19 protein-coding genes are annotated in these 24,260 nt (G+C 72.8%); 16 read left to right on the top strand and 3 right to left on the bottom strand.

Features of this window, described 5'->3' with window-relative positions; genetic code table 11:
• The first annotated feature begins 30 nt into the window (after positions 1–30).
• The 7 genes from OHA58_RS28270 to cobI are packed head-to-tail and all read left to right on the top strand — an operon-like array spanning position 31 to position 11,094.
• A complete protein-coding gene (locus OHA58_RS28270) occupies positions 31–972 on the top strand; it encodes a cobalamin biosynthesis protein (protein WP_355686350.1) in 942 nt (313 codons plus the stop codon).
• Positions 969–2,504, top strand: a complete 1,536-nt coding sequence (locus OHA58_RS28265) for a cobyric acid synthase (RefSeq protein WP_405482265.1) — start codon at positions 969–971, stop codon at positions 2,502–2,504. The genes OHA58_RS28270 and OHA58_RS28265 overlap by 4 nt, the downstream gene beginning before the upstream one ends.
• Positions 2,501–6,181, top strand: a complete 3,681-nt coding sequence (gene cobN / locus OHA58_RS28260; RefSeq protein ID WP_405482264.1) for a cobaltochelatase subunit CobN — start codon at positions 2,501–2,503, stop codon at positions 6,179–6,181. Before OHA58_RS28265 ends, cobN begins: the two co-directional genes overlap by 4 nt.
• The gene (locus OHA58_RS28255; protein ID WP_405482263.1) at positions 6,178–8,226 is read left to right on the top strand and encodes a putative cobaltochelatase; all 2,049 of its coding nucleotides are present in this window, start codon (positions 6,178–6,180) and stop codon (positions 8,224–8,226) included. Before cobN ends, OHA58_RS28255 begins: the two co-directional genes overlap by 4 nt.
• Positions 8,226–8,825 (top strand): cob(I)yrinic acid a,c-diamide adenosyltransferase, encoded by a 600-nt coding sequence (gene cobO / locus OHA58_RS28250; protein WP_329574575.1) that lies wholly within the window; start codon positions 8,226–8,228, stop codon positions 8,823–8,825. Before OHA58_RS28255 ends, cobO begins: the two co-directional genes overlap by 1 nt.
• Before the next feature lie 8 nt (positions 8,826–8,833).
• A complete protein-coding gene (locus OHA58_RS28245; RefSeq protein WP_405482261.1) occupies positions 8,834–10,333 on the top strand; it encodes a cobyrinate a,c-diamide synthase in 1,500 nt (499 codons plus the stop codon).
• Entirely contained in the window at positions 10,330–11,094 is a 765-nt protein-coding gene (cobI, locus tag OHA58_RS28240; RefSeq protein ID WP_405482260.1) for a precorrin-2 C(20)-methyltransferase, read from the top strand. The genes OHA58_RS28245 and cobI overlap by 4 nt, the downstream gene beginning before the upstream one ends.
• Before the next feature lie 23 nt (positions 11,095–11,117).
• Here the strand turns inward: cobI and OHA58_RS28235 are convergent, their stop codons facing one another.
• Positions 11,118–11,849 (bottom strand): ZIP family metal transporter, encoded by a 732-nt coding sequence (locus OHA58_RS28235; RefSeq protein WP_405482259.1) that lies wholly within the window; start codon positions 11,847–11,849, stop codon positions 11,118–11,120.
• A gap of 170 nt (positions 11,850–12,019) precedes the next feature.
• Between OHA58_RS28235 and cobM the strand changes: the two genes are divergently transcribed.
• Genes cobM through cobC form a run of 5 tightly spaced genes read left to right on the top strand, consistent with a single transcriptional unit; the run spans position 12,020 to position 17,864 of the window.
• Positions 12,020–12,847 (top strand): precorrin-4 C(11)-methyltransferase, encoded by an 828-nt coding sequence (cobM, locus tag OHA58_RS28230; protein ID WP_266565728.1) that lies wholly within the window; start codon positions 12,020–12,022, stop codon positions 12,845–12,847.
• Entirely contained in the window at positions 12,844–14,142 is a 1,299-nt protein-coding gene (cbiE, locus tag OHA58_RS28225) for a precorrin-6y C5,15-methyltransferase (decarboxylating) subunit CbiE (RefSeq protein WP_405482258.1), read from the top strand. Before cobM ends, cbiE begins: the two co-directional genes overlap by 4 nt.
• Positions 14,139–15,887 (top strand): precorrin-3B C(17)-methyltransferase, encoded by a 1,749-nt coding sequence (gene cobJ / locus OHA58_RS28220; RefSeq protein ID WP_405482256.1) that lies wholly within the window; start codon positions 14,139–14,141, stop codon positions 15,885–15,887. The genes cbiE and cobJ overlap by 4 nt, the downstream gene beginning before the upstream one ends.
• Complete coding sequence (locus OHA58_RS28215) at positions 15,884–16,816, top strand: sirohydrochlorin chelatase (protein ID WP_405482255.1); 933 nt, start codon at positions 15,884–15,886, stop codon at positions 16,814–16,816. The genes cobJ and OHA58_RS28215 overlap by 4 nt, the downstream gene beginning before the upstream one ends.
• Complete coding sequence (gene cobC, locus OHA58_RS28210) at positions 16,806–17,864, top strand: Rv2231c family pyridoxal phosphate-dependent protein CobC (RefSeq protein WP_405482253.1); 1,059 nt, start codon at positions 16,806–16,808, stop codon at positions 17,862–17,864. The genes OHA58_RS28215 and cobC overlap by 11 nt, the downstream gene beginning before the upstream one ends.
• Before the next feature lie 79 nt (positions 17,865–17,943).
• On the opposite strand, the gene OHA58_RS28205 is transcribed toward cobC, so the two are convergent.
• Positions 17,944–18,876, bottom strand: a complete 933-nt coding sequence (locus OHA58_RS28205; protein WP_405482251.1) for an SCO1860 family LAETG-anchored protein — start codon at positions 18,874–18,876, stop codon at positions 17,944–17,946.
• Positions 18,877–19,232: 356 nt separating this feature from the next.
• Positions 19,233–20,327: an amidohydrolase family protein gene (locus OHA58_RS28200; RefSeq protein ID WP_405482250.1), complete on the bottom strand. Its 1,095-nt coding sequence runs from the start codon at positions 20,325–20,327 to the stop codon at positions 19,233–19,235.
• 110 nt (positions 20,328–20,437) lie between these two features.
• Between OHA58_RS28200 and OHA58_RS28195 the strand changes: the two genes are divergently transcribed.
• The 4 genes from OHA58_RS28195 (at position 20,438) to OHA58_RS28180 (ending at position 24,258) form a co-directional block, all read left to right on the top strand.
• Positions 20,438–21,547 carry a pyridoxal-phosphate-dependent aminotransferase family protein gene (locus OHA58_RS28195; protein WP_405485217.1) on the top strand — a complete coding sequence of 370 codons (1,110 nt, stop codon included), beginning with the start codon at positions 20,438–20,440 and terminating at the stop codon, positions 21,545–21,547.
• A 394-nt stretch (positions 21,548–21,941) separates the two neighbouring features.
• Positions 21,942–22,436 carry a diaminobutyrate acetyltransferase gene (ectA, locus tag OHA58_RS28190; RefSeq protein WP_382997343.1) on the top strand — a complete coding sequence of 165 codons (495 nt, stop codon included), beginning with the start codon at positions 21,942–21,944 and terminating at the stop codon, positions 22,434–22,436.
• 107 nt (positions 22,437–22,543) lie between these two features.
• Positions 22,544–23,815, top strand: coding sequence for a diaminobutyrate--2-oxoglutarate transaminase (ectB, locus tag OHA58_RS28185; protein WP_405482248.1), 1,272 nt, complete (start codon positions 22,544–22,546; stop codon positions 23,813–23,815).
• Between the two features lie 38 nt (positions 23,816–23,853).
• Positions 23,854–24,258 (top strand): ectoine synthase, encoded by a 405-nt coding sequence (locus OHA58_RS28180; protein ID WP_405482246.1) that lies wholly within the window; start codon positions 23,854–23,856, stop codon positions 24,256–24,258.
• Positions 24,259–24,260 lie beyond the last annotated feature (2 nt).

Genomic DNA, 24,260 nt, shown 5'->3' with positions numbered 1-24,260 from the left:
TTCCCTCTGCCGTAACGGCGGGCTGACCCCGTGCGAGCCGAGCGCGTCTTCGCGTACGGCAGCGCCGCCGGACTCCTCGGTGACCTCCTGTTCGGCGATCCGCGCCGCGGGCATCCGGTCGCCGCGTTCGGGCGGGCCGCGGGCGCCGTCGAGCGAGTGCTGTGGAGTGACCACCGCGGGTGGGGCGCGCTGCACACCGCCGTGTGCGCCGGGGGCGCCGCCGTCGCCGGTGGCCTCGCCGCGCGCGCCGTGCGCCGCTCCCCCGCCGCCTCCATCGCCCTGACCGCCGCCGCCACCTGGGCCGTCGTCGGCGGTACGTCGCTGGGGCGCGAGGCGCGCGCCATCGGGGGCGCGCTGGCCGCCGGTGACGTGGACGCGGCGCGCGAGCGGCTGCCGCATCTGTGCGGGCGCGACCCGCAGGCCCTGGACGCGGACGGGATCGCGCGGGCCGTCGTCGAGTCCGTCGCCGAGAACACCTCCGACGCCGTCGTGGGCGCGCTCGTGTGGGGCGCCGTCGCCGGGGTCCCCGGGCTCGTCGCCTTCCGCGCCGTGAACACGCTGGACGCCATGGTCGGGCACAAGTCGGCCAGGTACCGCCGTTACGGCTGGGCGTCCGCGCGGCTCGACGACGTGGCCGGCTGGCCGGGGGCGCGGCTGACCGGCGTGCTCGCCGCGGTCGCGGGCGGCCGTCCGCGCGGCGCGCTCACCGCGTGGCGTGAGGACGCGCGGCTGCACCCGAGCCCCAACGCCGGTGTCGTCGAGGCCTCGTTCGCGGGGGCGCTCGGGGTGCGGCTCGGGGGCACGTTGTCGTACGGCGGGCGGGTCGAGCACCGGCCCGTACTGAACGCGTCGGGCCGGTCCGTGGAAACCGCCGACGTCGAGCGGGCGGCGCGGCTTTCGCGGCGCGTGAGCTGGCTGGCCCTCGGCGTGTGTGTCGCCGGGCGGGCTCTGTTGCGGAGGGGGAAGTCGTGAGTGGTGGCGGACTGCTGGTGGCAGGGACCACGTCCGATGCCGGGAAGAGCGTCGTCACCGCGGGCATCTGCCGGTGGCTGGTGCGGCAGGGGGTGAAGGTCGCGCCGTTCAAGGGGCAGAACATGTCCCTCAACTCCTTCGTGACGCGCGAGGGCGCCGAGATCGGCCGTGCGCAGGCCATGCAGGCGCAGGCCGCCCGCGTCGAGCCGAGCGCCCTGATGAACCCCGTACTGCTGAAGCCGGGCAGCGACCGGAGCAGCCAGGTGGTGCTCATGGGCAAGCCGGTGGGCGAGTTGAGCGCCCGCGGCTACCACGGAGGGCGCCAGGCCGCACTCCTCGACACCGTCGTGGGATGCCTGGAGGAACTCCGGGGCAGCTATGACGCCGTGATCTGTGAAGGGGCGGGCTCTCCCGCCGAGATCAACCTGCGCCGCACCGACATCGTCAACATGGGGATCGCGCGGGCCGCGCGGCTGCCCGTGCTCGTGGTCGGCGACATCGACCGCGGCGGCGTCTTCGCGTCGTTCTTCGGCACGACGGCGCTGCTCGCGCCCGAGGACCAGGAGCTGCTGGCCGGCTATCTGGTGAACAAGTTCCGCGGCGACGTCTCCCTCCTCGAGCCCGGCCTCGACATGCTCAAGGACCTGACCGGGCGGGCCACGTACGGCGTGCTGCCCTTCCAGCACGGCCTCGGCATCGACGAGGAGGACGGGCTGCGCGTGTCGCTGCGGGGCTCCGTGCGCGAGTCACAGACCGCGGCGCCCGTCGGCGAGGACGTGCTGCGCGTCGCCGTGTGCGCCGTGCCGCTGATGTCGAACTTCACCGACGTGGACGCGCTGGCCGCGGAGCCGGGTGTCGTCGTGCGGTTTGTCGACCGGGCCGAGGAGCTCGTCGACGCGGACCTGGTCGTCGTGCCCGGAACGCGCGGCACCGTCAAGGCACTTCAGTGGCTGCGCGAGCGCGGTCTCGCCGACGCCATAGCGCGGCGCGCCGCCGAGGGACGGCCCGTCCTCGGAATCTGCGGTGGCTTCCAGGTGCTCGGCAACAGCATCGAGGACGACGTGGAGTCGCGGGCCGGGACCGTGGACGGGCTCGGACTGCTGCCCGTACGGGTGCGGTTCGAGAAGGACAAGACGCTGGCCCGGCCCGTCGGTGAGGCGCTCGGCGAACCCGTCGAGGGCTACGAGATCCATCACGGCGTCGCCGAGGTCTCCGGCGGCGAGGCGTTCATCTCTGATGACAATGGACACAGCCTCGACGGCTGCCGCGTCGGCGCCGTCTGGGGCACGCACTGGCACGGCTCGCTGGAGGCGGACGGCTTCCGCCGGGCGTTCCTGCGCGAGGTCGCGGCCGCCGCGGGCCGCCGTTTCGTGCCGGCGCCCGACACGTCGTTCGGCGCGCTGCGCGAGGAGCAGCTCGACCGGCTCGGCGATCTGATCGAAGAACACGCGGACACGGACGCGCTGTGGCGGCTCATCGAGTCCGGCGCTCCGTCAGGACTGCCTTTCATTCCACCGGGAGCGCCCGCATGAGCACAGTGTTGTTGTTGTCGACCGCAGACACCGATCTGCTGGCGGCCCGGGCCTCCGGCGCCCCCTACCGGATCGGGAACCCGACCCGCGTCGACGTGCAGAGCGAACTGCCGGAGTTGCTCGACGGCGTGGACATCGCCGTCGTACGGCTCCTCGGCGGCAAGCGTGCCTGGGAGGACGGGCTCGCGGCGCTGAAGGCGTCCGGCGTGCCGACGGTCCTGCTCGGCGGCGAGAGCGTGCCGGACGCGGAGCTGATGGCCGAGTCGACCGTGCACGCGGGCGCCGTGGCCGAGGCGCTGCGCTATCTCGTCGAGGGCGGACCGGGCAACCTCGTCGAGCTGGCCCGCTTCCTCGTCCAGGACGTGCTGCGGGGCGGGCACGGCCGGGCGGGCGGCGCTCAGGAGCGGCACAGCGCCGAGCCGCAGAAGATGCCCGAGTACGGGGTGCACGGCCGCCGCGCGCGCGTCGAGGGCCGGCCGACGGTCGGCGTGCTCTTCTACCGCGCCCACGAGCTGTCCGGGAACACCGCGTTCGTGGACACGCTGTGCGACGCGATCGAGGCGCGCGGCGTCAACTCCCTTCCGGTGTACTGCGGTTCGCTGCGCGGCGCCGACCCCGGCCTGTACGAGCTGCTCGGCGAGGCCGACACCCTGGTCGCGACCGTGCTCGCCGCGGGCGGCACACATGCCTCGCAGGCGTCCGCGGGCGGCGACGAGGAGGCCTGGGACATCGGCGCGCTCGCCGACCTCGACATCCCCGTCCTCCAGGGTCTTTGCCTCACGTCGTCGAAGGCGGCCTGGGAGGCGTCGGACGCCGCCCTGTCGCCGATGGACGCGGCGATGCAGGTCGCGATCCCCGAGTTCGACGGGCGGATCGTGACCGTGCCGTTCTCCTTCAAGGAGGAGGGCCCCGACGGCGTCCCCGTGTACGCGGCCGACCCCGAGCGGGCCGCGCGCGTCGCCGGAATCGCCGTGCGCCACGCCCGTCTCGGCCACAAGCCGAACGACGAGAAGAAGCTCGCCGTCGTCTTCACCGCCTACCCGACCAAGCACTCGCGGGTCGGCAACGCGGTGGGCCTCGACACGCCCGCCTCCGCCGTCCGTGTCCTGGACGCGCTGCGCGAGGCGGGTTACGGCGTCGAGGGCTACCCGGACAACGGGGACGAGCTGATCCACCGCCTCATCGCGGCGGGCGGTCACGACGTCGAGTGGCTCACCGAGGACCAGCTGGCGGCGGCGCCCGCGCGGGTGCCGCTCGCCGACTACCGCGCCTGGTTCGACAAGCTGGCGCCCGAGCTGCGCGACGGCATGCTGGAGGCGTGGGGCGAGCCGCCGGGCTCCCTTTACGTCGACGGTGACGACATCGTGCTCGCGTCCCTCCAGTTCGGCAACGTCGTCGTGATGATCCAGCCGCCGCGCGGTTTCGGCGAGAACCCGATCGCGATCTACCACGACCCGGACATGCCGCCGTCGCACCACTACATGGCCGCGTACCGCTGGCTGGAGAACAGTTTCGGCGCGGACGCCGTCATCCACATGGGCAAGCACGGCACGATGGAGTGGCTGCCCGGCAAGGGCCTCGGTCTGAGCGGGAGTTGTGCGCCCGACGCGGTCCTGGGCGAGCTGCCGCTGATCTACCCGTTCATCGTGAACGACCCGGGCGAGGGCACGCAGGCCAAGCGCCGCGGGCACGCCACGGTCGTCGACCATCTGGTCCCGCCGATGGCGCGCGCCGACACGTACGGAGACCTGGCGAAGCTGGAGCAGCTCCTCGACGAGTATGCGCTCGTGTCCGACCTGGACCCGACGAAGGCCCCGGCCGTGCGCGCCCAGATCTGGACGCTGGTGAAGGCCGCCGAGCTCCACCACGACCTGCATGTCGACGAGCAGCCGGACGACGGCGACTTCGACGAGTTCGTGATGCACATCGACGGCTATCTGTGCGAGATCAAGGACGTGCAGATCCGTGACGGTCTGCACATCCTGGGCGGCGGCCCGGTCGGCGAGCCGCGCGTGAACCTCGTGCTCGCCGTGCTGCGCGCCTCGCAGGTGTGGGGCGGCACCGCGAACGCGCTGCCCGGCCTGCGGGCCTGCCTGGCCGAGCACTTCGGCCTGGTCGAGAAGGAGCTGCTCGGCGAGCCCGGCGCGCCGGTGAAGGTGCCGGACGGGCTGACGGACCTCGTCGACGGTCCCGCCCGCAGCGCCGCCGACGCGATCGACCTCCTGGAGCAGCTGTGCCGGCGCGCGGCCGAGGGCATGGAGGAGCGCGGCTGGGACGCCGCAGCCGTCCCGGCGCTCGTCCGGGACGTTGTCGGGACCGAACTCCCGGACGCCGTCGCGGTGTTGGAGTTCGCGTGCCGTGAGGTCGTGCCCCGGCTCGCGCGCACCACGGACGAGATCGGGCACATTCTGCGCGCGCTCGACGGCGGATACGTGCCCGCGGGACCGTCCGGGTCGCCGACGCGCGGCCTGGTGAACGTGCTGCCGACGGGGCGCAACTTCTACTCCGTCGACCCGAAGGCGATTCCGTCGCGGCTGAGCTGGGAGGTCGGGCAGGCGCTCGCCGACTCGCTGGTGGCGCGCTACCTCGCCGACACGGGCGAGTATCCCAAGTCCGTGGGCCTGACGGTGTGGGGCACCTCGGCCATGCGTACGCAGGGCGACGACATCGCGGAGATCCTCGCGCTGCTCGGCTGCCGCCCGGTGTGGGACGACGCCTCGCGCCGTGTTACCGGCTTCGAGATCGTGCCGGCCGCCGAACTCGGGCGCCCGCGCATCGATGTGACGGTCCGTATCTCCGGCTTCTTCCGCGACGCGTTCCCGCATGTCGTCGGTCTGATCGACGACGCCGTGCAGGCCGTCGCCGCGCTCGACGAGAGCCCCGAGCAGAACTACGTACGCGCCCATGTCGAAGAGGACGCCGTCGAGCACGGCGACCGGCGGCGGGCCACGGCCCGGATCTTCGGGTCGAAGCCGGGGGCGTACGGGGCGGGGCTGCTGCCGCTGATCGACGCCCGCAACTGGCAGTCCGACGCGGACCTCGCCGAGGTGTATGCGGTGTGGGGCGGCTACGCGTACGGGCGCGGGCTCGACGGGCGGGCCGCGCGCGGTGACATGGAGACGGCGTTCCGGCGCATCAACGTGGCGGCGAAGAACGTCGACACGCGCGAGCACGACCTCGTCGACGCCGACGACTACTTCCAGTACCACGGCGGCATGGTCGCCATGGTGCGGCACCTGACGGGCGCGTCCCCCGAGGCGTACGTCGGCGACTCCGCCGTGCCCGACCAGGTGAAGACCCGCACGCTCGGCGAGGAGACGCACCGGGTGTTCCGGGCGCGTGTGGTCAACCCGCGCTGGATGGCGGCGATGCGCCGCCACGGATACAAGGGCGCCTTCGAGATGGCGGCGACCGTCGACTACCTCTTCGGGTACGACGCGACGGCCGGCGTCGTCGACGACTGGATGTACGAGAAGCTGTCGGCCGAGTACGTCTTCGACGCGGAGAACCAGGACTTCATGAAGAAGTCCAACCCGTGGGCCCTGCGGGGCATCACCGAGCGGCTGCTCGAAGCGGCCGAGCGCGGGCTGTGGGCCGAGCCGGACGCGCAGACGCTGGAGCGGCTGCGGGCCACGTATCTGGAACTTGAGGGCGACTTGGAGGGCGACGACCAGTGAGTACCCCCTATCCGTTCACCGCGCTCGTCGGGCAGGACGACCTGCGTCTGGCGCTGCTGCTGAACGCGGTCAGCCCCGCCGTCGGCGGTGTGCTCGTGCGCGGCGAGAAGGGCACGGCCAAGTCGACGGCCGTACGCGCTCTTTCGGCGCTCATGCCGGAGGTCGAGGTCGTCGCCGGGTGCCGGTTCTCGTGTGCGCCCGGCGCCCCGGACCCGGCGTGCCCGGACGGGCCGCACGAGACCGGACCCGGCACCTCACGTGCCGCCCGCATGGTCGAGCTGCCCGTCGGCGCGTCCGAGGACCGGCTCGTCGGCGCGCTCGACATCGAGCGGGCGCTCGCCGAGGGAGTCAAGGCCTTCGAGCCGGGACTCCTCGCCGACGCGCACCGCGGGATCCTGTACGTCGACGAAGTGAACCTGCTGCACGACCACTTGGTGGACCTGCTGCTCGACGCGGCCGCGATGGGCGCCTCGTACGTGGAGCGCGAGGGCGTGTCCGTGCGGCATGCCGCGCGCTTCCTGCTCGTCGGCACCATGAACCCCGAAGAGGGAGAGCTGCGGCCGCAGTTGCTCGACCGGTTCGGCCTCACCGTGGAGGTCGCCGCCTCCCGCGAGCCCGACCAGCGCGTCGAGGTCGTCAAGCGGCGCCTCGCCTACGACGACGACCCCGAGGGCTTCGCCGGGAAGTGGGAGCAGGAGGAGTCCGCCGTACGGGCGCGGATCGTCGCGGCCCGTGACCTGCTGCCTTCGGTGCGCCTCGGCGACGCCGCGCTGCGGCAGATCGCCGCGACATGCGCCGCGTTCGAGGTCGACGGGATGCGCGCGGACATCGTGATGGCGCGTACGGCGACGGCGCTCGCCGCATGGGCGGGCCGCACGGATGTGCTGGCCGAGGACGTGCGACAGGCCGCGCTCCTCGCGCTGCCGCACCGCAGGCGCCGCAACCCGTTCGACGCGCCGGGGCTCGACGAGGACAAGCTCGACGACACTCTTGAGGAGTTCGGCGGGCAGGACGGTCAGGATGCAGAACCGGATCCGGACGGTGACGGTGATGACGACGGTGGCGGGGGCGGGCAGCCGCCGCAGGACGCGCCCGAGGGCAACGGCCCCGACGCGGGCGGCGACCAGGCAGCCGACATCCCCGCGCAGGGCGAGCCCTCCGAGAGCGGCGAGCAGAAGGCCCCCGCGGGCGGCGGCGAGCAGGCCGCGGCCCGGGCCGCCGAGCCCTTCCGTACGAAGATGCTGAGCGTGCCGGGTCTGGGTGAGGGTGCCGCCGGGCGGCGCTCGCGGGCGCGCACCGAGCACGGCCGTACGACGGGTGCGCGGCGTCCCCGGGGGGCGCTCACGAAGCTGCACCTGGCGGCGACCGTGCAGGCCGCGGCCCCGCACCAGCGGGCGCGGGGGCGTTCCGGTCCCGGGCTCGTGGTGCGGCGTGACGATCTGCGGCAGGCGACCCGGGAGGGCCGCGAGGGCAACCTCGTCCTGTTCGTGGTCGACGCCTCCGGGTCGATGGCGGCGCGGCAGCGGATGAGCGCCGTCAAGGGCGCTGTCCTGTCGCTGCTCCTCGACGCGTACCAGCGGCGCGACAAGGTGGGGCTCGTGACGTTCCGCGGCTCCTCGGCCGACGTGGCGCTCCCGCCGACGTCCTCCGTGGACGCGGCAGCCGTCCGCCTTGAGTCGCTGCCCACCGGTGGACGTACGCCGCTGTCCGCGGGGCTCCTGAAGGCGCACGACGTGCTGCGCGTGGAGCGGCTGCGGGACCCGGCGCGCCGGCCGCTCGTCGTCGTGGTGACCGACGGGCGCGCGACCGGCGGACCCGAGCCCGTGGCGCTCGCGGGGCGCGCGGCGCGGCTGCTCGCCGCCGAGGGAACGGCGTCCGTGGTCGTCGACTGCGAGTCGGGGCCCGTACGACTCGGGCTCGCGGGACAGTTGGCGGGCGAGCTGGGCGGGACGGCCGTGACGCTCGACGAGTTGCGGGCCGACTCGATCGCCGGGCTCGTCAAGAACGTACAGGGTCAGCAGTCGAACAGCAGGAGGGTCGCGTAATGCCTCAGGGACAGCCGAGCGTCGTGCCGGACGACGGGCTCACGACGCGGCAGCGGCGCAACCGTCCGCTCGTCGTCGTCCACACCGGCATCGGCAAGGGCAAGTCGACGGCCGCTTTCGGGCTCGCCCTGCGCGCCTGGAACCAGGGCTGGCCGATCGGGGTGTTCCAGTTCGTCAAGTCGGCGAAGTGGAAGGTCGGCGAGGAGAACGCGCTGCGCGTCCTCGGCGCGAGCGGCGAGGGCGGGAGCGTCGACTGGCACAAGATGGGCGAGGGCTGGTCCTGGGTCCAGCGCGACGCGCAGATGGACAACGAGGAGAAGGCCCGCGAGGGCTGGGAGCAGGTCAAGCGTGACCTCGCAGCCGAGACGTACCAGCTGTACGTGCTCGACGAGTTCGCCTACCCGATGCACTGGGGCTGGATCGACACGGACGAGGTCATCTCCGTGCTGCGGGACCGGCCCGGGACCCAGCACGTCGTGATCACCGGGCGCAACGCCCCCGAGAAGCTGGTGGACTTCGCGGACCTCGTCACCGACATGTCCAAGGTCAAGCACCCCATGGACGCGGGCCAGAAGGGCCAGAGGGGCATCGAGTGGTGAGTACGTCCATGCCTCGGCTCGTCATTGCCGCGCCCTCCTCGGGCAGCGGCAAGACGACCGTCGCGACGGGTCTGATGGCGGCGTTCGCCGGGCGCGGGCTCGCCGTGTCGCCGCACAAGGTCGGGCCCGACTACATCGACCCCGGGTACCACGCGCTCGCCACGGGGCGCGCCGGGCGCAACCTCGACGCGTACCTGTGCGGGCCCGAGCTCGTGGCGCCGCTCTTCGCGCACGGGGCGCGGGGGTGTGATCTCGCCGTCGTCGAGGGCGTGATGGGGCTTTTCGACGGGGCCTCCGGTCAGGGGGAGCTGGCGTCGACCGCGCACGTCGCGAAGCTCCTTCGGGCGCCGGTCGTGCTCGTCGTCGACGCGTCGTCGCAGGCCCGGTCCGTGGCCGCGCTCGTGCACGGTTTTGCGTCGTTCGATCCCGAGGTGCGGCTCGCCGGGGTGATCCTCAACAAGGTCGGGTCCGACCGGCACGAGGCGATCCTGCGCGAGGCGCTGGACGAGTCGGGGGTGCCGGTGTTCGGCGCCTTGCGCCGGGGCGGGGAAGTGGTGACTCCCTCGCGGCACCTGGGGCTTGTGCCGGTGGCTGAGCGGGGGGCGGAGGCGGTTGCGGCTGTTGCCGCGATGGGGGAGCTGGTGCGGGGCGGGTGTGACCTGGACGCGCTGTACGCCGTGGCGCGTAGTGCTCCGTCGTTGGGGGGTGCGGCTTGGGATGCGGCTGAGGTTTTGGGGTCTCTCCCCCAGCCCGCCCCTTCCCGGCCGTATCAATATGCGGCTCCGCCGCGGGGGGGCTCTGCCCCGGACCCTGGTCCTCAAACGCCGGACGGGCTGAATGGGCAGGGCCGCCCGAGTGTGCGCGACGGGCTGGAATTGCCCGTCGTCGCTCTCGCCGGCGGCCCGGCCTTCACCTTCTCCTACGCCGAGCACAGCGAACTGCTGACCGCCGCCGGGGCCGATGTCGTGCCTTTCGACCCTCTCCATGACGAGCAACTCCCGGATGGGACCCGCGCGTTGGTCATCGGTGGTGGGTTTCCGGAGGTGTACGCCTCCGAGCTGTCCGCCAATGAACAGCTACGCAAGGCCGTCGGTGAGCTCGCGCGGTCCGGGGCGCCCGTCGTCGCCGAGTGTGCGGGGCTGCTGTATCTGGCGCGCTCCCTGGACGGGCAGCCCATGTGCGGGGTCCTGGACGCCGACGCGCGGATGTCGGAGCGGCTGACGCTCGGGTACCGGGACGCCGTGGCCGTGTCCGACAGCGTGCTGGCCGCGAACGGGACGCGGGTGCGCGGCCACGAGTTCCATCGCACCGTCGTCGAGCCCGGGGCCGGCGCCACCCCCGCGTGGGGCATCACGCGTCCCGAGCGGCGCGTCGAAGGGTTTGTGCAGGGCGGGGTGCACGCCTCGTATCTGCATGTGCACTGGGCCTCCGTGCCCCAGGCGGCGCGGCGCATCGTCGCGCAGGCAACCGAAGTCGCGCGGGCAACCGAAGGAGTCACCCCGTCATGACCGACAACACCACGCACCGGCTGACCGGCGTCGGCGTGGGTCCCGGTGACCCCGAGCTCGTGACCGTGAAGGGCGTGAACGCCCTGCGCGAGGCCGCCGTCGTCGTCGTACCGGTGATGGCCGCTGCCGACGGAACGGACGGCGGAGAGCCCGGCCGCGCCGAGGCGACCGTCCTGCACTACGTGCCCGCCGACAAGGTCGTCCGCGTCGTCTTCGCGCTCAACGAGCGCTCGGACCGGGCCCGGCGCGAGGCCGCCTGGGACGCGGCCGGTGAGCGCGTGGCGGCGCTCCTGCGGGAGCACGGCTCCGTCGCGTTCGCGACGATCGGCGACCCGAACGTGTACTCCACGTTCACGTATCTCGCCCTGACCGTCGGGGAGCTCGTGGCGGGGACCGTCGTCGAGACCGTGCCCGGCATCACCGCGATGCAGGACCTCGCCGCGCGGTCCGGCGCCGTGCTCACCGAGGGCACCGAGCCGCTGACGCTCGTGCCGGTGACCGCCGGTTCGGCCGTGCTCAAGGAGGCGCTCGCGGGGCCCGGCACCGTCGTCGCGTACAAGTTCGGGCGGCTCGCCGGCGAGGTCGCCGCGGCGCTGCACGAGACGGGGCGGACACAGGACGCCGTGTGGGGGTCCGCGCTCGGGCTGCCCGAGGAGTCCATCAGGCCCGCCGCCGAACTGGGCGCCGACGCCGCGCTGCCGTACCTGTCGACGCTGATCGCGCCCGCGCGGCGCGACGGCGGACGGGGCGGGAAACTGTGACCCGGCGGGGGGCGGGCCCGGCGCTACTCCCCCGCCGTGCCGATCACCAGCCACATCAGGGCGGCGCCCGCGATGGTGCACAGCAGCGTGGAGCGCGCCGGGTGGTGGTGGCTGGCCTCGGGCAGGATCTCCGCGGCCGCGATGTAGAGCAGAACGCCGCCGAAGAACCCGAGGTAGCAGGCGAGGGCCTGCGCCGGGATGGTGAAGAGCAGCGTCGACGCGGCGCCCACCACCGGGGCGAGTGCGTCCGCGCCGACCATCGCGAGTGCCTTGCGGCGGGCGTTCCCGTAGGCGCGCGTGATCGTGTACGTGTTGAAGCCGTCGGCGAAGTCGTGCGTGATCACGGCGAGCGCGACGGTGTAACCCATGGCGCTGCTCACCTGGAACGAGGCGCCGATCGCGACGCCGTCCGCGATGCTGTGCCCGACCATCGCGGAGGCGGCGCCGAGGCCGACCTGGGGCACCTGCTCCTCGCCCTCCTGCGCCCCGTGCGCGGCCTGGCGCATCGCGAGCAGCCGCTCGACGATGTGGGCGACGAGGAAGCCCGCGACGAACAGGAGCAGCGCGGCGGGCACTCCGCAGATCTCGTTGCCGGCGCCGTGCAGGGCTTCCGGGAGCAGGTCGAAGCCGACCACGCCGAGCATCAGGCCGCCGGCGAATCCGAGCACCAAGTGGCGCCGGTCGGTGACGTGGTGGGCGGTCCAGCCGCCGACGAGTGTCATCACGAACGAGCCAAGGGCGACGAGGACGGCCATGGTCCCTTGCTAGCGGATCGGTGCTGTCCGCGCACACCCGGGACCGGCTGAGCCGCACCTTCCGACCCGTCCGATACCGCTCCCGTACCTCCGTACGACCGAACCGCGTACGAACCCGTACGACCGATCTCCGTACGACCCAACGCTGCATCCCCGAGAGGACCCCAGTCATGCCCGAAGCAACCACCGGCAAGGTGACCTTCGTCGGTGCCGGGCCCGGCGCCGCCGATCTGCTCACGTTCCGCGCCGCGCGCGCCATCGCGGACGCCGATGTCGTCATCTGGGCGGCCAGCCTGGTGCAGGAGGAGGTCCTCGACCACGCGCGCGAGGGCGCGGAGATCCTGGACTCGGCGACGATGTCGCTGGAGGACGTCGTCGCCGTGTACGAGCGGGCGCACCGCGACGGTCTGCGGGTCGCGCGCATCCACTCCGGGGACCCGGCGCTGTGGGGCGGTACGCAGGAGCAGGTCGACCGGTGCGCGCGGCTCGGCATCGCGACGGAGGTGATCCCGGGTGTCTCGTCGTTCTCGGCGGTGGCCGCCCTCGCGCAGCGCGAGCTGACGATCCCCGAGGTCGCCCAGTCCGTGATCCTGACGCGGCTCGGCGGCGGCAAGACGCCGATGCCTCCCGGCGAGGAAGTGCGGGAGTTCGCGCGGCACGGCACGACGATGGCGCTGTTCCTTTCGGCGGCGCGCAGCGGCCAGTTGGTGCGTGAGCTTCTGGAGGGCGGCTACCCCACGTCGACGCCGGTCGTCGTCGCGTACCAAGCGACCTGGCCGGAGGAGCTGATCGTGAAGTGCACGATCAGCACGCTGGAGGAGACCGTGAAGCAGCACAAGCTGTGGAAGCACACGCTGTTCCTGGTCGGCCCGGCGCTGGACGCGGAGGGCACGCGTTCGCACCTCTACCACCCGGGCCACTTCCACGGGTTCCGCAAGGCCGACCCCGAGGCGCGGGCGGCGCTGCGGGCCGGGAAATCCGCGCAGGCCCAGTCGTGATCACGGTCTTCGGTACGGGGACGGGGGCGCCGCTGTCCCCGGACCCGGCCCTGTCGTCCGCGGGCCTGGTGGTCGGCGGGCGTCGTCATCTCGACGCGGCCGAGGCGCTGCTGGCGCCCGGGGCGGAGCGGGTCGTGCTCGGGCCGCTGGCTCCGGCGCTGGACTCGGTCGAGCGATACATCGAGAACGAGAAGGGTCAGGGCGTCGCAGTGCTGGCGTCCGGCGATCCCGGGTTCTTCGGGATCGTGCGGGCGCTCGCCGAGCGGTTCGGGCCCGCGGCGCTCGACGTGCGGCCGGGGGTGTCGTCGGTGGCGACGGCGTTCGCGCGCGTCGGCCTTCCGTGGGACGACGCGGCGGTGGTCAGCGCGCACGGCCGTGACCTTCGGACGGCGGTCAACGTGTGCCGCGCGTACCCGAAGACCGCCGTGCTCACGGGTCCCGGCGCGGGCCCTGCCGAGCTCGGCGCCGAACTCGCGCACCGCAGCACCGACCGCGTCCTCGTCGTCGCGTCCCGCCTCGGCGACCCCGAGCACGAGAGTCTTGAGCGGGTCACGCCGTCGGAGGCCGCCGCCCGTTACTGGGGCGACGCGGTGAGCGTGGTCCTCTGCCTGGACGAGAAGCGGGTGCTCGCACCGGTGCGCACCCTCGCCGGTCCCGGCCGCCCGCCGGCCCGGTGGGCGCTGGACGAGAGCGAGTTCGCACACCGCGACTCGATGATCACCAAGTTCGAGGTGCGCGCGCTCGCGCTCGCGCGGCTCGGGCCGCGCCCGGGCGACCTGGTGTGGGACATCGGGGCGGGGTCGGGCTCGGTCGCCGTGGAGTGCGCGCGGTTCGGCGCCGCGGCCGTGGCCGTCGAGAAGACCGTGGACGGCGTGTCCCGGATCCGGGACAACGCCGCCGCCCACGGTGTCGACGTACGCGTCGTGCACGGCGCGGCGCCCACCGTCCTGTCCGATCTCGCCGACCCCGACGCGGTGTTCATCGGCGGGGGCGGGCGTGAGCTGACCGCGATCGTGACGGCGTGCGCGCGACGCACGCGGCGGTCCGTGGTGGTCGCGGTGGCGGCGGTGGACCGGGTGGGCGCGGTGCGGGACGCACTGGGCGCGGCCGGGTTCGTCAGCGACGGCGTGCTGCTGCAGTCGTCCCGGCTCGCGCCGCTGCCGGGCGACGTGTCGCGGCTCGCCGCGGCCAATCCGGTGTTCCTGGTGTGGGGCGTACGGCCACATACGGAGAGCGCCACTTCCGCGACTTCCTTGACTTCCGTGACTTCCTTGAACGAAGGAGTAGTTGAGTGATCGGCCTGATTTCCGCCACGGCGGCTGGGGCGGTGGCCCGCGACCGGCTCGCGTCGGCGTGGCCGTCTCGTACGCGCGTGTACGAGGGTCCTGTGGGGGACGCCGTGCGGCGCGCGTTCACGGAGTGCGAGCAGGTGGTGTGCTTCCTGGCGACGGGGGCCGTGGTCCGGCTCGTCGCGCCGCTGCTGCGGGACAAGCACGTGGACCCCGGCGTGGTGTGCGTCGACGAGGCCGGGCGCTTCGCGGTGTCGCTGCTCGGGGGGCACGAGGGCGGGGCGAACGCGCTCGCGCGTGAGGTGGCCGCCGTCCTGGAGGCCGAGCCGGTGGTGACCACGGCGACGGACGCCGTGGACGTGCCCGGGCTCGACACGCTCGGCCTGCCCGTCGAGGGGGACGTCGCCGGGGTCACCCGGGCGGTCCTCGACGGTGAACCGGTCGCCCTGCACGCCGAGTTGGCACACCCGCTGCCCGCGCTTCCGGGGAATGTCGCACCGGACCAGGTGGCCGATCACACGATCCGCGTCAGCGACCGCGCCGTGGAGCCCGCCGACCGTGAGGTCGTCGTGCGGCCCCCGTCCCTCGTCGTGGGGGTCGGCGCCAGCAAGGGCGCGCCCGTGGACGAGGTGCTCGGGCTCGTGCGCGACACGCTGCGGGCCGCGGGGCTCTCGCCGCTGTCCGTGGCGCGGCTCGCGACCGTCGACGCCAAGGCCGGTGAGCCGGGCATCGTCGAGGCCGCCGAGCAGTTGGGCGTGCCCGTCGTGACGTACGGCGCCGAGACGCTCGCCGCCGTCACCGTGCCGAACCCGTCCGACGCGCCACTCGACGCCGTCGGTACGCCCTCCGTGGCGGAGGCCGCCGCGCTGGTCTCCGGCGGTGAACTCCTCGTACCCAAGCGGAAGTCGGTGCGTGCCGACGGGCAGCCCGCGATGGCGACGTGCGCCGTCGTGCGCACCGCGCCGCGCGGCCGGCTCGCCGTCGTCGGGCTCGGCCCCGGGGCCCGTGACCTCGTGACTCCGCGCGCCCGCGACGAGCTGCGCGCCGCGTCCGTCCTCGTCGGCCTCGACCAGTACGTCGACCAGATCCGGGACCTGCTGCGGCCCGGCACCCGGATCCTGGAGTCCGGGCTCGGCGCCGAGGAGGAGCGGGCCCGCACGGCGGTCGCCGAGGCCCGCAAGGGGCAGGCCGTCGCGCTGATCGGCAGCGGGGACGCGGGCGTGTACGCGATGGCGTCGCCCGCGCTCGCCGAGGCGTCCGACGACATCGACGTGGTGGGCGTACCGGGCGTGACGGCCGCGCTCGCGGCGGCCGCGATCCTGGGCGCGCCGCTCGGCCACGACCATGTCTCGATCAGCCTGTCCGACCTGCACACGCCGTGGGAGGTCATCGAGCGCCGGGTGCGGGCCGCCGCGGAGGCGGACATCGTGGTCACGTTCTACAACCCGCGCAGCCGTGGCCGTGACTGGCAGCTGCCGAAGGCCCTCGGCATCCTCGCCGAGCACCGCGAGCCGGGCACGCCCGTGGGCGTGGTGCGCAACGCGTCGCGCGTCGACGAGTCGAGCCGGCTGACCACGCTCGGCGAACTCGACCCGGCCTGGGTCGACATGATGACCGTCGTGACCGTCGGCAACACGGCCACGCGGCGGATCGCGGGCCGCATGGTCACCCCGCGCGGCTACCGCTGGCAGCAGCCGGCCACCGCCTCCCCCGACAACACCACCGGCACCACCGTTAAGGAGTCCTCGTGACCACCCCGCCCGCTCTGCTCATCGCCGGACACGGCACCCGCGACGAGGCCGGCGCCGAAGCCTTCCGCGACTTCGTCAGGGAGCTCGGCCGCCGCCGTCCCGACCTGCCCGTGGCGGGCGGCTTCATCGAGCTGTCGCCGCCGCCGCTGACGGAGGCGGTGGGCGAGCTCGTGGAGCGCGGGGTGCACCGGTTCGCGGCGGTGCCGCTGATGCTGGTGTCGGCGGGGCACGCCAAGGGCGATATCCCGGCGGCGCTGGCCCGCGAGAAGGAGCGGCACCCGGGGATCTCGTACACGTACGGGCGTCCGCTGGGTCCGCACCCGTCGCTGCTGAAGGTCCTGGAGCGGCGTCTCGACGAGGTGTTGGGCGGAGGGGCGCGCACGCCGGAGGACCGGGCCGATGTGACGGTCCTGCTGGTCGGCCGCGGTTCGACGGACCCGGACGCCAACGCCGAGGTGCACAAGGCGGCGCGGCTGCTGTGGGAGGGGCGCGGTTACGCGGGCGTGGAGACGGCGTTCGTGTCGCTGGCCGCGCCGGACGTGCCGTCGGGCCTCGACCGGTGCGTGAAGCTCGGCGCGCGGCGCATCGTCGTCCTGCCGTACTTCCTGTTCACGGGGATCCTGCCGGACCGCGTGCGGCAGCAGACGGAGGGCTGGGCGTCGGCCCACCCGGACGTCGAGGTGCTCTCCGCCGACGTGATCGGCCCGGAGCCGGAGCTGATCGACCTGGTCATGGAGCGGTACGAGGAGGCCGTCCGCGGCGATCTGCGGATGAACTGCGACACCTGCGTGTACCGGATCGCGCTGCCGGGGTTCGAGGACAAGGTGGGGCTTCCGCAGCAGCCGCACTTCCACCCGGACGACGACGGCGACCACCACGGTCACGGGCACGCGCACGGTCACGGGCACTCCCACTCGCATGCGCACTGACGACGGTCACGATCTGCGCCACCACGGCGACGCGGAGGTCCGCGGCACGGGTGCGGACCTCACCGATCTCGCGGTGAACGTCCGCGCGGACACTCCCCCGGTGTGGCTGCGCGAGCACATCGCGGACTCGCTCGGCGGGCTCGCCGCGTATCCGGACGGGCGGGCGGCCCGCGAGGCGGTGGCCCGCCGGCACGGGCTTCCCGTGGAGCGGGTGCTGCTCACGGCAGGTGCGGCGGAGGCGTTCGTGCTGCTCGCCCGCGCCCTGAAGGTCCGTCACCCTGTGGTCGTGCACCCGCAGTTCACGGAGCCGGAGGCGGCGCTGCGGGACGCGGGGCATGCCGTGGACCGGGTGCTGCTGCGCGAGGAGGACGGCTTCCGGCTCGATCCGGCGGCCGTGCCCGAGGACGCGGACCTGGTGGTGATCGGCAATCCGACGAACCCGACGTCGGTCCTGCACCCGTCCGCGCTCATCGCTCGACTTGCCCGTCCTGGGCGGGTGTTGGTGGTGGACGAGGCGTTCATGGACGCGGTCCCCGGCGAGCGGGAGGCCCTCGCGGGCCGGAGCGACGTGCCGGGGCTCGTGGTGCTGCGCAGCCTGACGAAGACGTGGGGTCTTGCGGGGCTGCGGATCGGCTACGTACTGGCGGAGCCGGACACCGTCGCGGAGCTGGAGCGGGCCCAGCCGCTGTGGCCGGTGTCCACGCCGGCGCTGGCCGCGGCCGAGGCGTGTGTGTCGCCGCGCGCCCTCGCGGAGGCGGCGCACGCGGCGCACCGGATCGCGGCCGACCGGTCCCATCTGGTGGCGGGGCTCGCGGAGTTCGCGGCGGAGGGCGTGTCGGTGGCGGGCCCTGCGGAGGGTCCGTTCGTACTCGTACGGGTCCCCGGCGCGGCGGCGCTGCGCGCACGGCTGCGGGAGCGGGGTTTCGCGGTGCGGCGCGGCGACACGTTCCCGGGCCTGGGCGCGGACTGGCTGCGTCTCGCGGTGCGGGACAGGGCGACGACGGGCCGGTTCCTCCAGGCCCTCGACCAGGCGCTGACGAGCGCCTGACGGACACATGCGGGTGGGCGGGAGTCCCCGGCTCCCGCCCACCCGCTCCCCTCCTCCGGTCCCCCCTTGGGCCCTCGGGTCAGGAGCGCCCGCGCCGGGCGACGGCGACGGCTCCGCCGCCGGCGACCAGCAGCACGATGGCACCGCCCGCGATGTACGGCGTCATCGAGTTCCCCCCGGTCTCCGCGAGGTCCGCCTCGGCGGCGGGCTCGGCGATCGGCTTGGTGGCGCCGCCCTGGGGCTTCACGTCGTCGGCGGGCTTGACCGGGGGCTTCTGCGCGGGCGCCGCCTTGGGCGTCTCGCAGGTCGCGCCGGCGAGGGTCACCGTGCCCTCCACCTCCGCCACGTTCAGCTTGAGCGGGTTGACGGACACCTTCAGTTCGAGCGCCGAGGCAGCGGCCGTACGGGATGTGGTGTGCGTCTTCGAGAGGTCGAGCCGGACCTCGCCGACACCCGGGACCTTCACCTCGGTGGTGCCTCCCGCCGAGAGGGTCACCTTCTTGCCGAGGACCGTGACGCCGCCCAGGACGTTCGACTCGGCGACGGGCCGCTTGCCCGTTTCGCAGACCGCTTTCGACGTGACCTGGCCGACCTCGATGAGCGAGAGCAGCGGCAGGCCCGGAATGTGGACCTTGGCGTGGGCGAGGTTGCTGTACCCCTCCGCCTTGTGGTCGTCGACGGTGGCCTTCGCCGTGGCCACGTCCGCCCGCAGGACGCTGAATGGCCGCCCGCCGTCGACGCCGTCCAGCTTGACGGTGAGGGCGGTCTTCTCGGCACTGGCGGGGGCCTGCACCTCGTTGAGCGTGGCCGTGAGCGGGACGTTCACGGTCTTGTTGAGCAGGGACACGTCCAGGCCGGTGCGCAGGACGACGGCGCCGGACTTTCCGCCGTGGCCGCCCGTCGCGTGCGCGGTGCCTGCGGTGGCGAGCAGCGCCGGGGCGACGGCCAGGGCCGTGGCGGCGGCCGACGCGGCGAGGCGGCGTCCGGGCGTGCGGAAGGTGGTGCTGGGCATGCTGATGGGACCCCCACGAGAGAAATGGAGCCGTCGGTCCCGCCCCGCCATGGGGGACATCGCTGGGGCGTGCGCCGTCGGCCTCGATGGAGGGAATCTTTACGCACTGAGAGTGAACGGGCAGCAACCTGAGGTGAGTTCACTCCAAAGTGAGGTTTCCGAGCTGGTCTTCGAATCTTTGAGCTCGGCTGTTCGCCTGTTCCTCTGTTTTCCCTCTGCTGCCCCTCTGTTGTCACCCGGCCGACCGGTACGTGTCGAACGCGCCGGCCGGCCGCGCGGGCGCGCACGAGTGGTGTGCAACGAGCGGGCGGGCCGCGGCGTCACGTTCCGTCAACCCGCGTCCGCGCGCGGCCGGTTCAGCCGACGATGCGGCCGCGCAGCACCACGCGCCGGGGCGAGGCGAGCACCCGTACGTCGGCGCGGGGGTCCGACTCGTAGACCACGAGGTCGGCCGAGGCGCCCTCCTCCAGGCCGGGGCGGCCGAGCCAGGCGCGGGCGCCCCACGCCGTCGCGGAGAGCGCGTCCACGGCCGGGAGTCCGGCCTTGAGCAGTTCGGCGACCTCCCCGGCGACCAGGCCGTGCGCGAGCGAACCGCCCGCGTCGGTGCCGACGTAGACCGGCACCCCCGCGTCGTACGCCGCTCGCACGGTGTCGTAGCGGCGCTCCCACAGGCGGTTCAGATGGGCGGACCAGCGGGGGAACTTGCTCTCGCCGGCCGCCGCGATCTGCGGGAACGTGGCGATGTTGACGAGGGTCGGGACGATCGCGACGCCGCGCTCGGCGAACAGCGGGATGGTGTCCTCGGTGAGGCCCGTCGCGTGCTCGATGCAGTCGATGCCCGCCTCGACGAGGTCGCGCAGGGAGTCCTCGGCGAAGCAGTGGGCCGTGACGCGGGCGCCGAGCCGGTGCGCCTCCGCGATGGCGGCCTCGACCTCCTCGCGCGGCCAGCACGCGGTCAGGTCGCCCGCGTCACGGTCGATCCAGTCGCCGACCAGCTTCACCCAGCCGTCGCCGCGCTTCGCCTCCCGGGCCACATAGGCGACCAGCTCGGGCGGCTCGATCTCGTGGGCGTAGTTGCGGATGTAGCGGCGGGTGCGGGCGATGTGCCGCCCGGCCCTGATGATCCTGGGCAGGTCCTCGCGGTCGTCGATCCAGCGGGTGTCCGAGGGAGAGCCCGCGTCGCGGATCAGGAGCGTGCCAGCCTCGCGGTCGGTGAGGGCCTGCTTCTCGGCGACATCGGCGGGCACCGGGCCGTGCGTGTCCAGGCCGACATGGCAGTGTGCGTCCACGAGTCCGGGCATGGCCCACCCGTCGACGGTGGTGATGTCGAGGCCGGGCCCGGCCGGCCGGTCGTACGTCACCCGCCCGCCCACGACCCACAGCTCGTCCCTGACGTCGTCGGGCCCGACGAGGACCCGCCCCTTCACGTGCAGCACCGTGCGCTCACTCATGTCAGAAGCCTATGAGGCCGGTGGGTACGCTCGGAACGGCAGCCCGCCGTACGAACTCGTGAACGAAGATCACGGGCGACGTGAGCGCAGAGAGCGAAGAGAGCACGATCGTGACCCACCCCTTTCTTGACCTGGCCCCCCTGAGCGCCGAGCACTTCGCCTCCATCGAGCGGCGCGTGGCCGGGGTGCTCGACACCTCGCAGGACGTCGTGATCATGCAGGGCGAGGCGCTGCTTCCCCTCGAGGGCGCGATCCGCGGCACCGCCCGCCCCGGCACCGTGGCCCTGAACATCATCACGGGCCCCTACGGCCAGACCTTCGGCGACTGGCTGCGGGACAGCGGGGCGACGGTGTACGACCTGGCGGTCCCCTTCCACACCGCCGTGACGGCCGAGCAGGTGCGCGACGCGCTCGCCGAGCACCCCGAGACCGACTTCGTCTCGCTCGTGCACGCGGAGGCCGCGACGGGCAACACCAACCCGGTCGCCGAGATCGGCGAGGTGGTGCGGGAGCACGGCGCGCTCTTCTACCTGGACGCGGTCGCGTCGATCGCCGCCGAGCCGGTCCTTCCCGACGCCTGGGGCGTGGACCTGTGCGTGATCGGCGCGCAGAAGGCCATGGGCGGCCCGGCGGGCGTCTCCGCGGTGTCCGTCAGCGCGCGGGCGTGGGAGCGGATGGAGTCCAACCCGCAGGCCCCGCGCCACTCCTACCTGTCACTGCTCGACTGGAAGCACCGCTGGATCGACGGCGGGCGCAAGGCGCTGCTGCACGCGCCGGCTCAGCTGGAGATGCTCGCCCTGGAGGCGTGCGTCGAGCGCATCGAGGCGGAGGGCCTCGACGCCCTGATGGCCCGTCACGCCGGAGCGGCCGCGGCCACGCGGGCGGGCGCGCTCGCGCTGGGCGGCGGCATCGAGCCGTACGTGTACGAGGCGCGGGACGCGGCGCCGGTGGCGACGACGCTGCGCGCCCCGGCGGGGATCGACGCCTCGGAGCTGGTCGCGCGGGCGCTGACGGTGGACCCGGTGCTGCCGCTGGTGGCCGGGGGCGGGGCGCTCGCCAAGGAGATGATCCGCGTCAACCACTACGGCCCGCAGGCCACCCGGGGCGTCGTACAGTCCTCGCTCGCGGCGCTCGGCGGTGCGCTCACCGAGATGCAGGGGTCCGGCGCGCCGGTGGACCTGGAGGGCGCGCGCAGGGCCGTCGCCACGGCCTGGGTGTAACCCCTGTAGTCCCGCGACTTCACAAAGTGAGGCGCCGCCCCTTCAATGGGGTGGCGCCTTCTTTTGTTTTCCGAGTCAATTCTCGCGCATTTCTCAGCGCAGCTTCCCATATTCTTCTGCCCGCTTTCCGGGGACGTAAACACTAAGATTTCAACAACGGGAAACGGCGTAATTCGGACGGGTCTCGCGCGGGTTTCGCGCTTGTGACGTACTCCACATCGAAGGTGATTTGCGCACTTCATCCCGATCAAATCGGGAGATATTACCGAGATTTCGCGTGCGCGCCCCCACCCGCGCGATAACACAGAAGGAGCGTTTACGTAACCCCCGCTCGCGATGCAATCCCAGAAATTGCTCGGTAAATTGAATTCACATGACCGCGCAATTCCTGGAAATGCCCGAGAGCCTGCGGATCGACCGGCCCGAGGTGGCCGACGGAGCCGCAATCTGGCGCATCGCCCGCGACTCGAAAGTGCTCGACCTCAACTCCTCGTACAGCTACCTGCTGTGGTGCCGGGACTTCGCCGCCACGTCCGTCGTGGCGCGGGACTCCGCCGGCTCCGTCGCCGGGTTCATCACCGGGTACATCCGGCCGGAGAACCCGCGCACCCTCGTGGTGTGGCAGGTGGCCGTCGACCATGCGCACCGGGGGCGCGGTCTGGCCGGGGCACTGCTCGACGGGCTCTGGGCGAAGGTCGCCGCCGACCGAGCGACGACCGTGCTCGAGACGACGATCTCGCCCGACAACACCGCCTCGCAGCGCCTGTTCGCCTCGTTCGCGCGCCGCAACGGCGCGGAGGTCGCACAGACGGTGCTGTTCGACGCGGGCCTCTTCCCGGACGACGGGCACGAGCCCGAGGTGCTCCACCGCATCGGGCCGATCGTCTGACCCGCGACCGGCCCCCCATCACTTCTCTGCAGCGCAAGACCGCAGAGCGCACGACCGCTTGACCTCTTCCACGCCATCCCCCACTCCCATCTCCCAGGAGATTCGCTGTGACCATCACCCAGCCGGACCTGAGCGTCTTCGAGACCCTTGAGTCGGAGGTGCGCAGCTACTGCCGCGGTTGGCCCACCGTCTTCGACCGGGCGCAGGGCAGCCGCATGTTCGACGAGGACGGCCACGAGTACCTCGACTTCTTCGCGGGCGCGGGATCGCTCAACTACGGGCACAACAACCCGGTCCTCAAACGCGCCCTGATCGACTACCTGGAGCGGGACGGCGTCACGCACGGGCTCGACATGTCGACGACGGCGAAGCGCGCCTTCCTGGAGTCGTTCCAGAACATCATCCTGCGCCCGCGTGACCTGCCGTACAAGGTCATGTTCCCGGGCCCGACGGGCACCAACGCCGTCGAGTCGGCGCTGAAGCTGGCGCGCAAGGTCAAGGGCCGCGAGTCGATCGTGTCGTTCACGAACGCCTTCCACGGCATGTCGCTCGGCTCCCTCGCGGTGACCGGAAACGCCTTCAAGCGCGCGGGCGCCGGCATCCCGCTGGTGCACGGCACCCCGATGCCGTTCGACAACTACCTGGACGGGCAGACGCCGGACTTCATCTGGTTCGAGCGCCTCCTGGAGGACCAGGGCTCCGGCCTCAACCAGCCCGCCGCCGTGATCGTCGAGACGGTGCAGGGCGAGGGCGGCATCAACGTCGCGCGCGCCGAGTGGCTGCGCAAGCTCGCCGACGTGTGCAAGCGCTGGGACATGCTGCTCATCGTCGACGACATCCAGATGGGCTGCGGGCGCACCGGCGCGTTCTTCTCCTTCGAGGAGGCGGGCATCACGCCGGACATCGTCACCGTGTCGAAGTCCATCAGCGGGTACGGGCTTCCCATGTCGCTGTGCCTGTTCAAGCCGGAGCTCGACGTATGGGAGCCCGGCGAGCACAACGGCACGTTCCGCGGGAACAACCCGGCGTTCGTCACCGCCGCCGCGGCACTGGAGACGTACTGGACCGACGGCGCCGCGATGGAGAAGCAGACGCTCGGCCGCGGCCAGCAGATCGAGGAGGTCCTGGCCGCGCTGCGCGAGGAGCACAGCGACGTGGTCAAGGAGTACCGGGGCCGCGGACTGGTGTGGGGCATCGAGTTCCACGACACCGAGCGGGCGGGCGCCGTCGCGAAGCGCGCCTTCGAGCTCGGCCTGCTCATCGAGACCTCCGGCCCGCAGGGCGAGGTCGTCAAGCTCCTGCCGGCGCTGACGATCACACCCGAAGAGCTGGAAGAGGGGCTGCGCACGCTCACGAGGGCCGTGCGCGAGACAGCCTGACACCGCAACACACTGGAACAGAAAGGCAGCAACTCACCGTGATCGTCCGATCGTTCAAGGAGATCGAGGGCACCGACCGGCATGTGAAGGCCGCGTCGGGGACCTGGGAGAGCAAGCGCATCGTGCTCGCCAAGGAGAGGGTCGGCTTCTCGCTGCACGAGACCACGCTGTACGCGGGTACGGAGACGAAGATGTGGTACGCGAACCACATCGAGGCCGTGCTGTGCGTGGAGGGTGAGGCCGAGCTCACCAATGAGGAGACCGGTGAGAAGCACTGGATCGAGCCGGGCACGATGTACCTGCTCGACGGCCACGAGCACCACACGATGCGGCCCAAGACCGACTTCCGGTGCGTCTGCGTCTTCAACCCGCCCGTGACCGGACGGGAGGACCATGACGAGAACGGTGTGTACCCGCTCCTGACCGAGCCCGAGGAGGCCTGAGT

Source organism: Streptomyces sp. NBC_00009, from assembly GCF_045040855.1.
Classification (GTDB): Bacteria; Actinomycetota; Actinomycetes; order Streptomycetales; family Streptomycetaceae; genus Streptomyces; species Streptomyces aureus.
This window is presented reverse-complemented; position numbering and strand designations above follow the sequence as displayed.

Coding starts and splice junctions, on each gene's coding strand:
- cobN (WP_405482264.1), top strand. CDS start 2,501: ATGAGCACAGTGTTGTTGTTGTCGACCGCAGACACCGATCTGCTGGCG.
- ectA (WP_382997343.1), top strand. CDS start 21,942: ATGCCCGAGAGCCTGCGGATCGACCGGCCCGAGGTGGCCGACGGAGCC.
- cobO (WP_329574575.1), top strand. CDS start 8,226: ATGCCTCAGGGACAGCCGAGCGTCGTGCCGGACGACGGGCTCACGACG.
- OHA58_RS28200 (WP_405482250.1), bottom strand. CDS start 20,327: ATGAGTGAGCGCACGGTGCTGCACGTGAAGGGGCGGGTCCTCGTCGGG.
- OHA58_RS28245 (WP_405482261.1), top strand. CDS start 8,834: ATGCCTCGGCTCGTCATTGCCGCGCCCTCCTCGGGCAGCGGCAAGACG.
- OHA58_RS28235 (WP_405482259.1), bottom strand. CDS start 11,849: ATGGCCGTCCTCGTCGCCCTTGGCTCGTTCGTGATGACACTCGTCGGC.
- cobM (WP_266565728.1), top strand. CDS start 12,020: ATGCCCGAAGCAACCACCGGCAAGGTGACCTTCGTCGGTGCCGGGCCC.
- cobC (WP_405482253.1), top strand. CDS start 16,806: ATGCGCACTGACGACGGTCACGATCTGCGCCACCACGGCGACGCGGAG.
- OHA58_RS28205 (WP_405482251.1), bottom strand. CDS start 18,876: ATGCCCAGCACCACCTTCCGCACGCCCGGACGCCGCCTCGCCGCGTCG.
- cobI (WP_405482260.1), top strand. CDS start 10,330: ATGACCGACAACACCACGCACCGGCTGACCGGCGTCGGCGTGGGTCCC.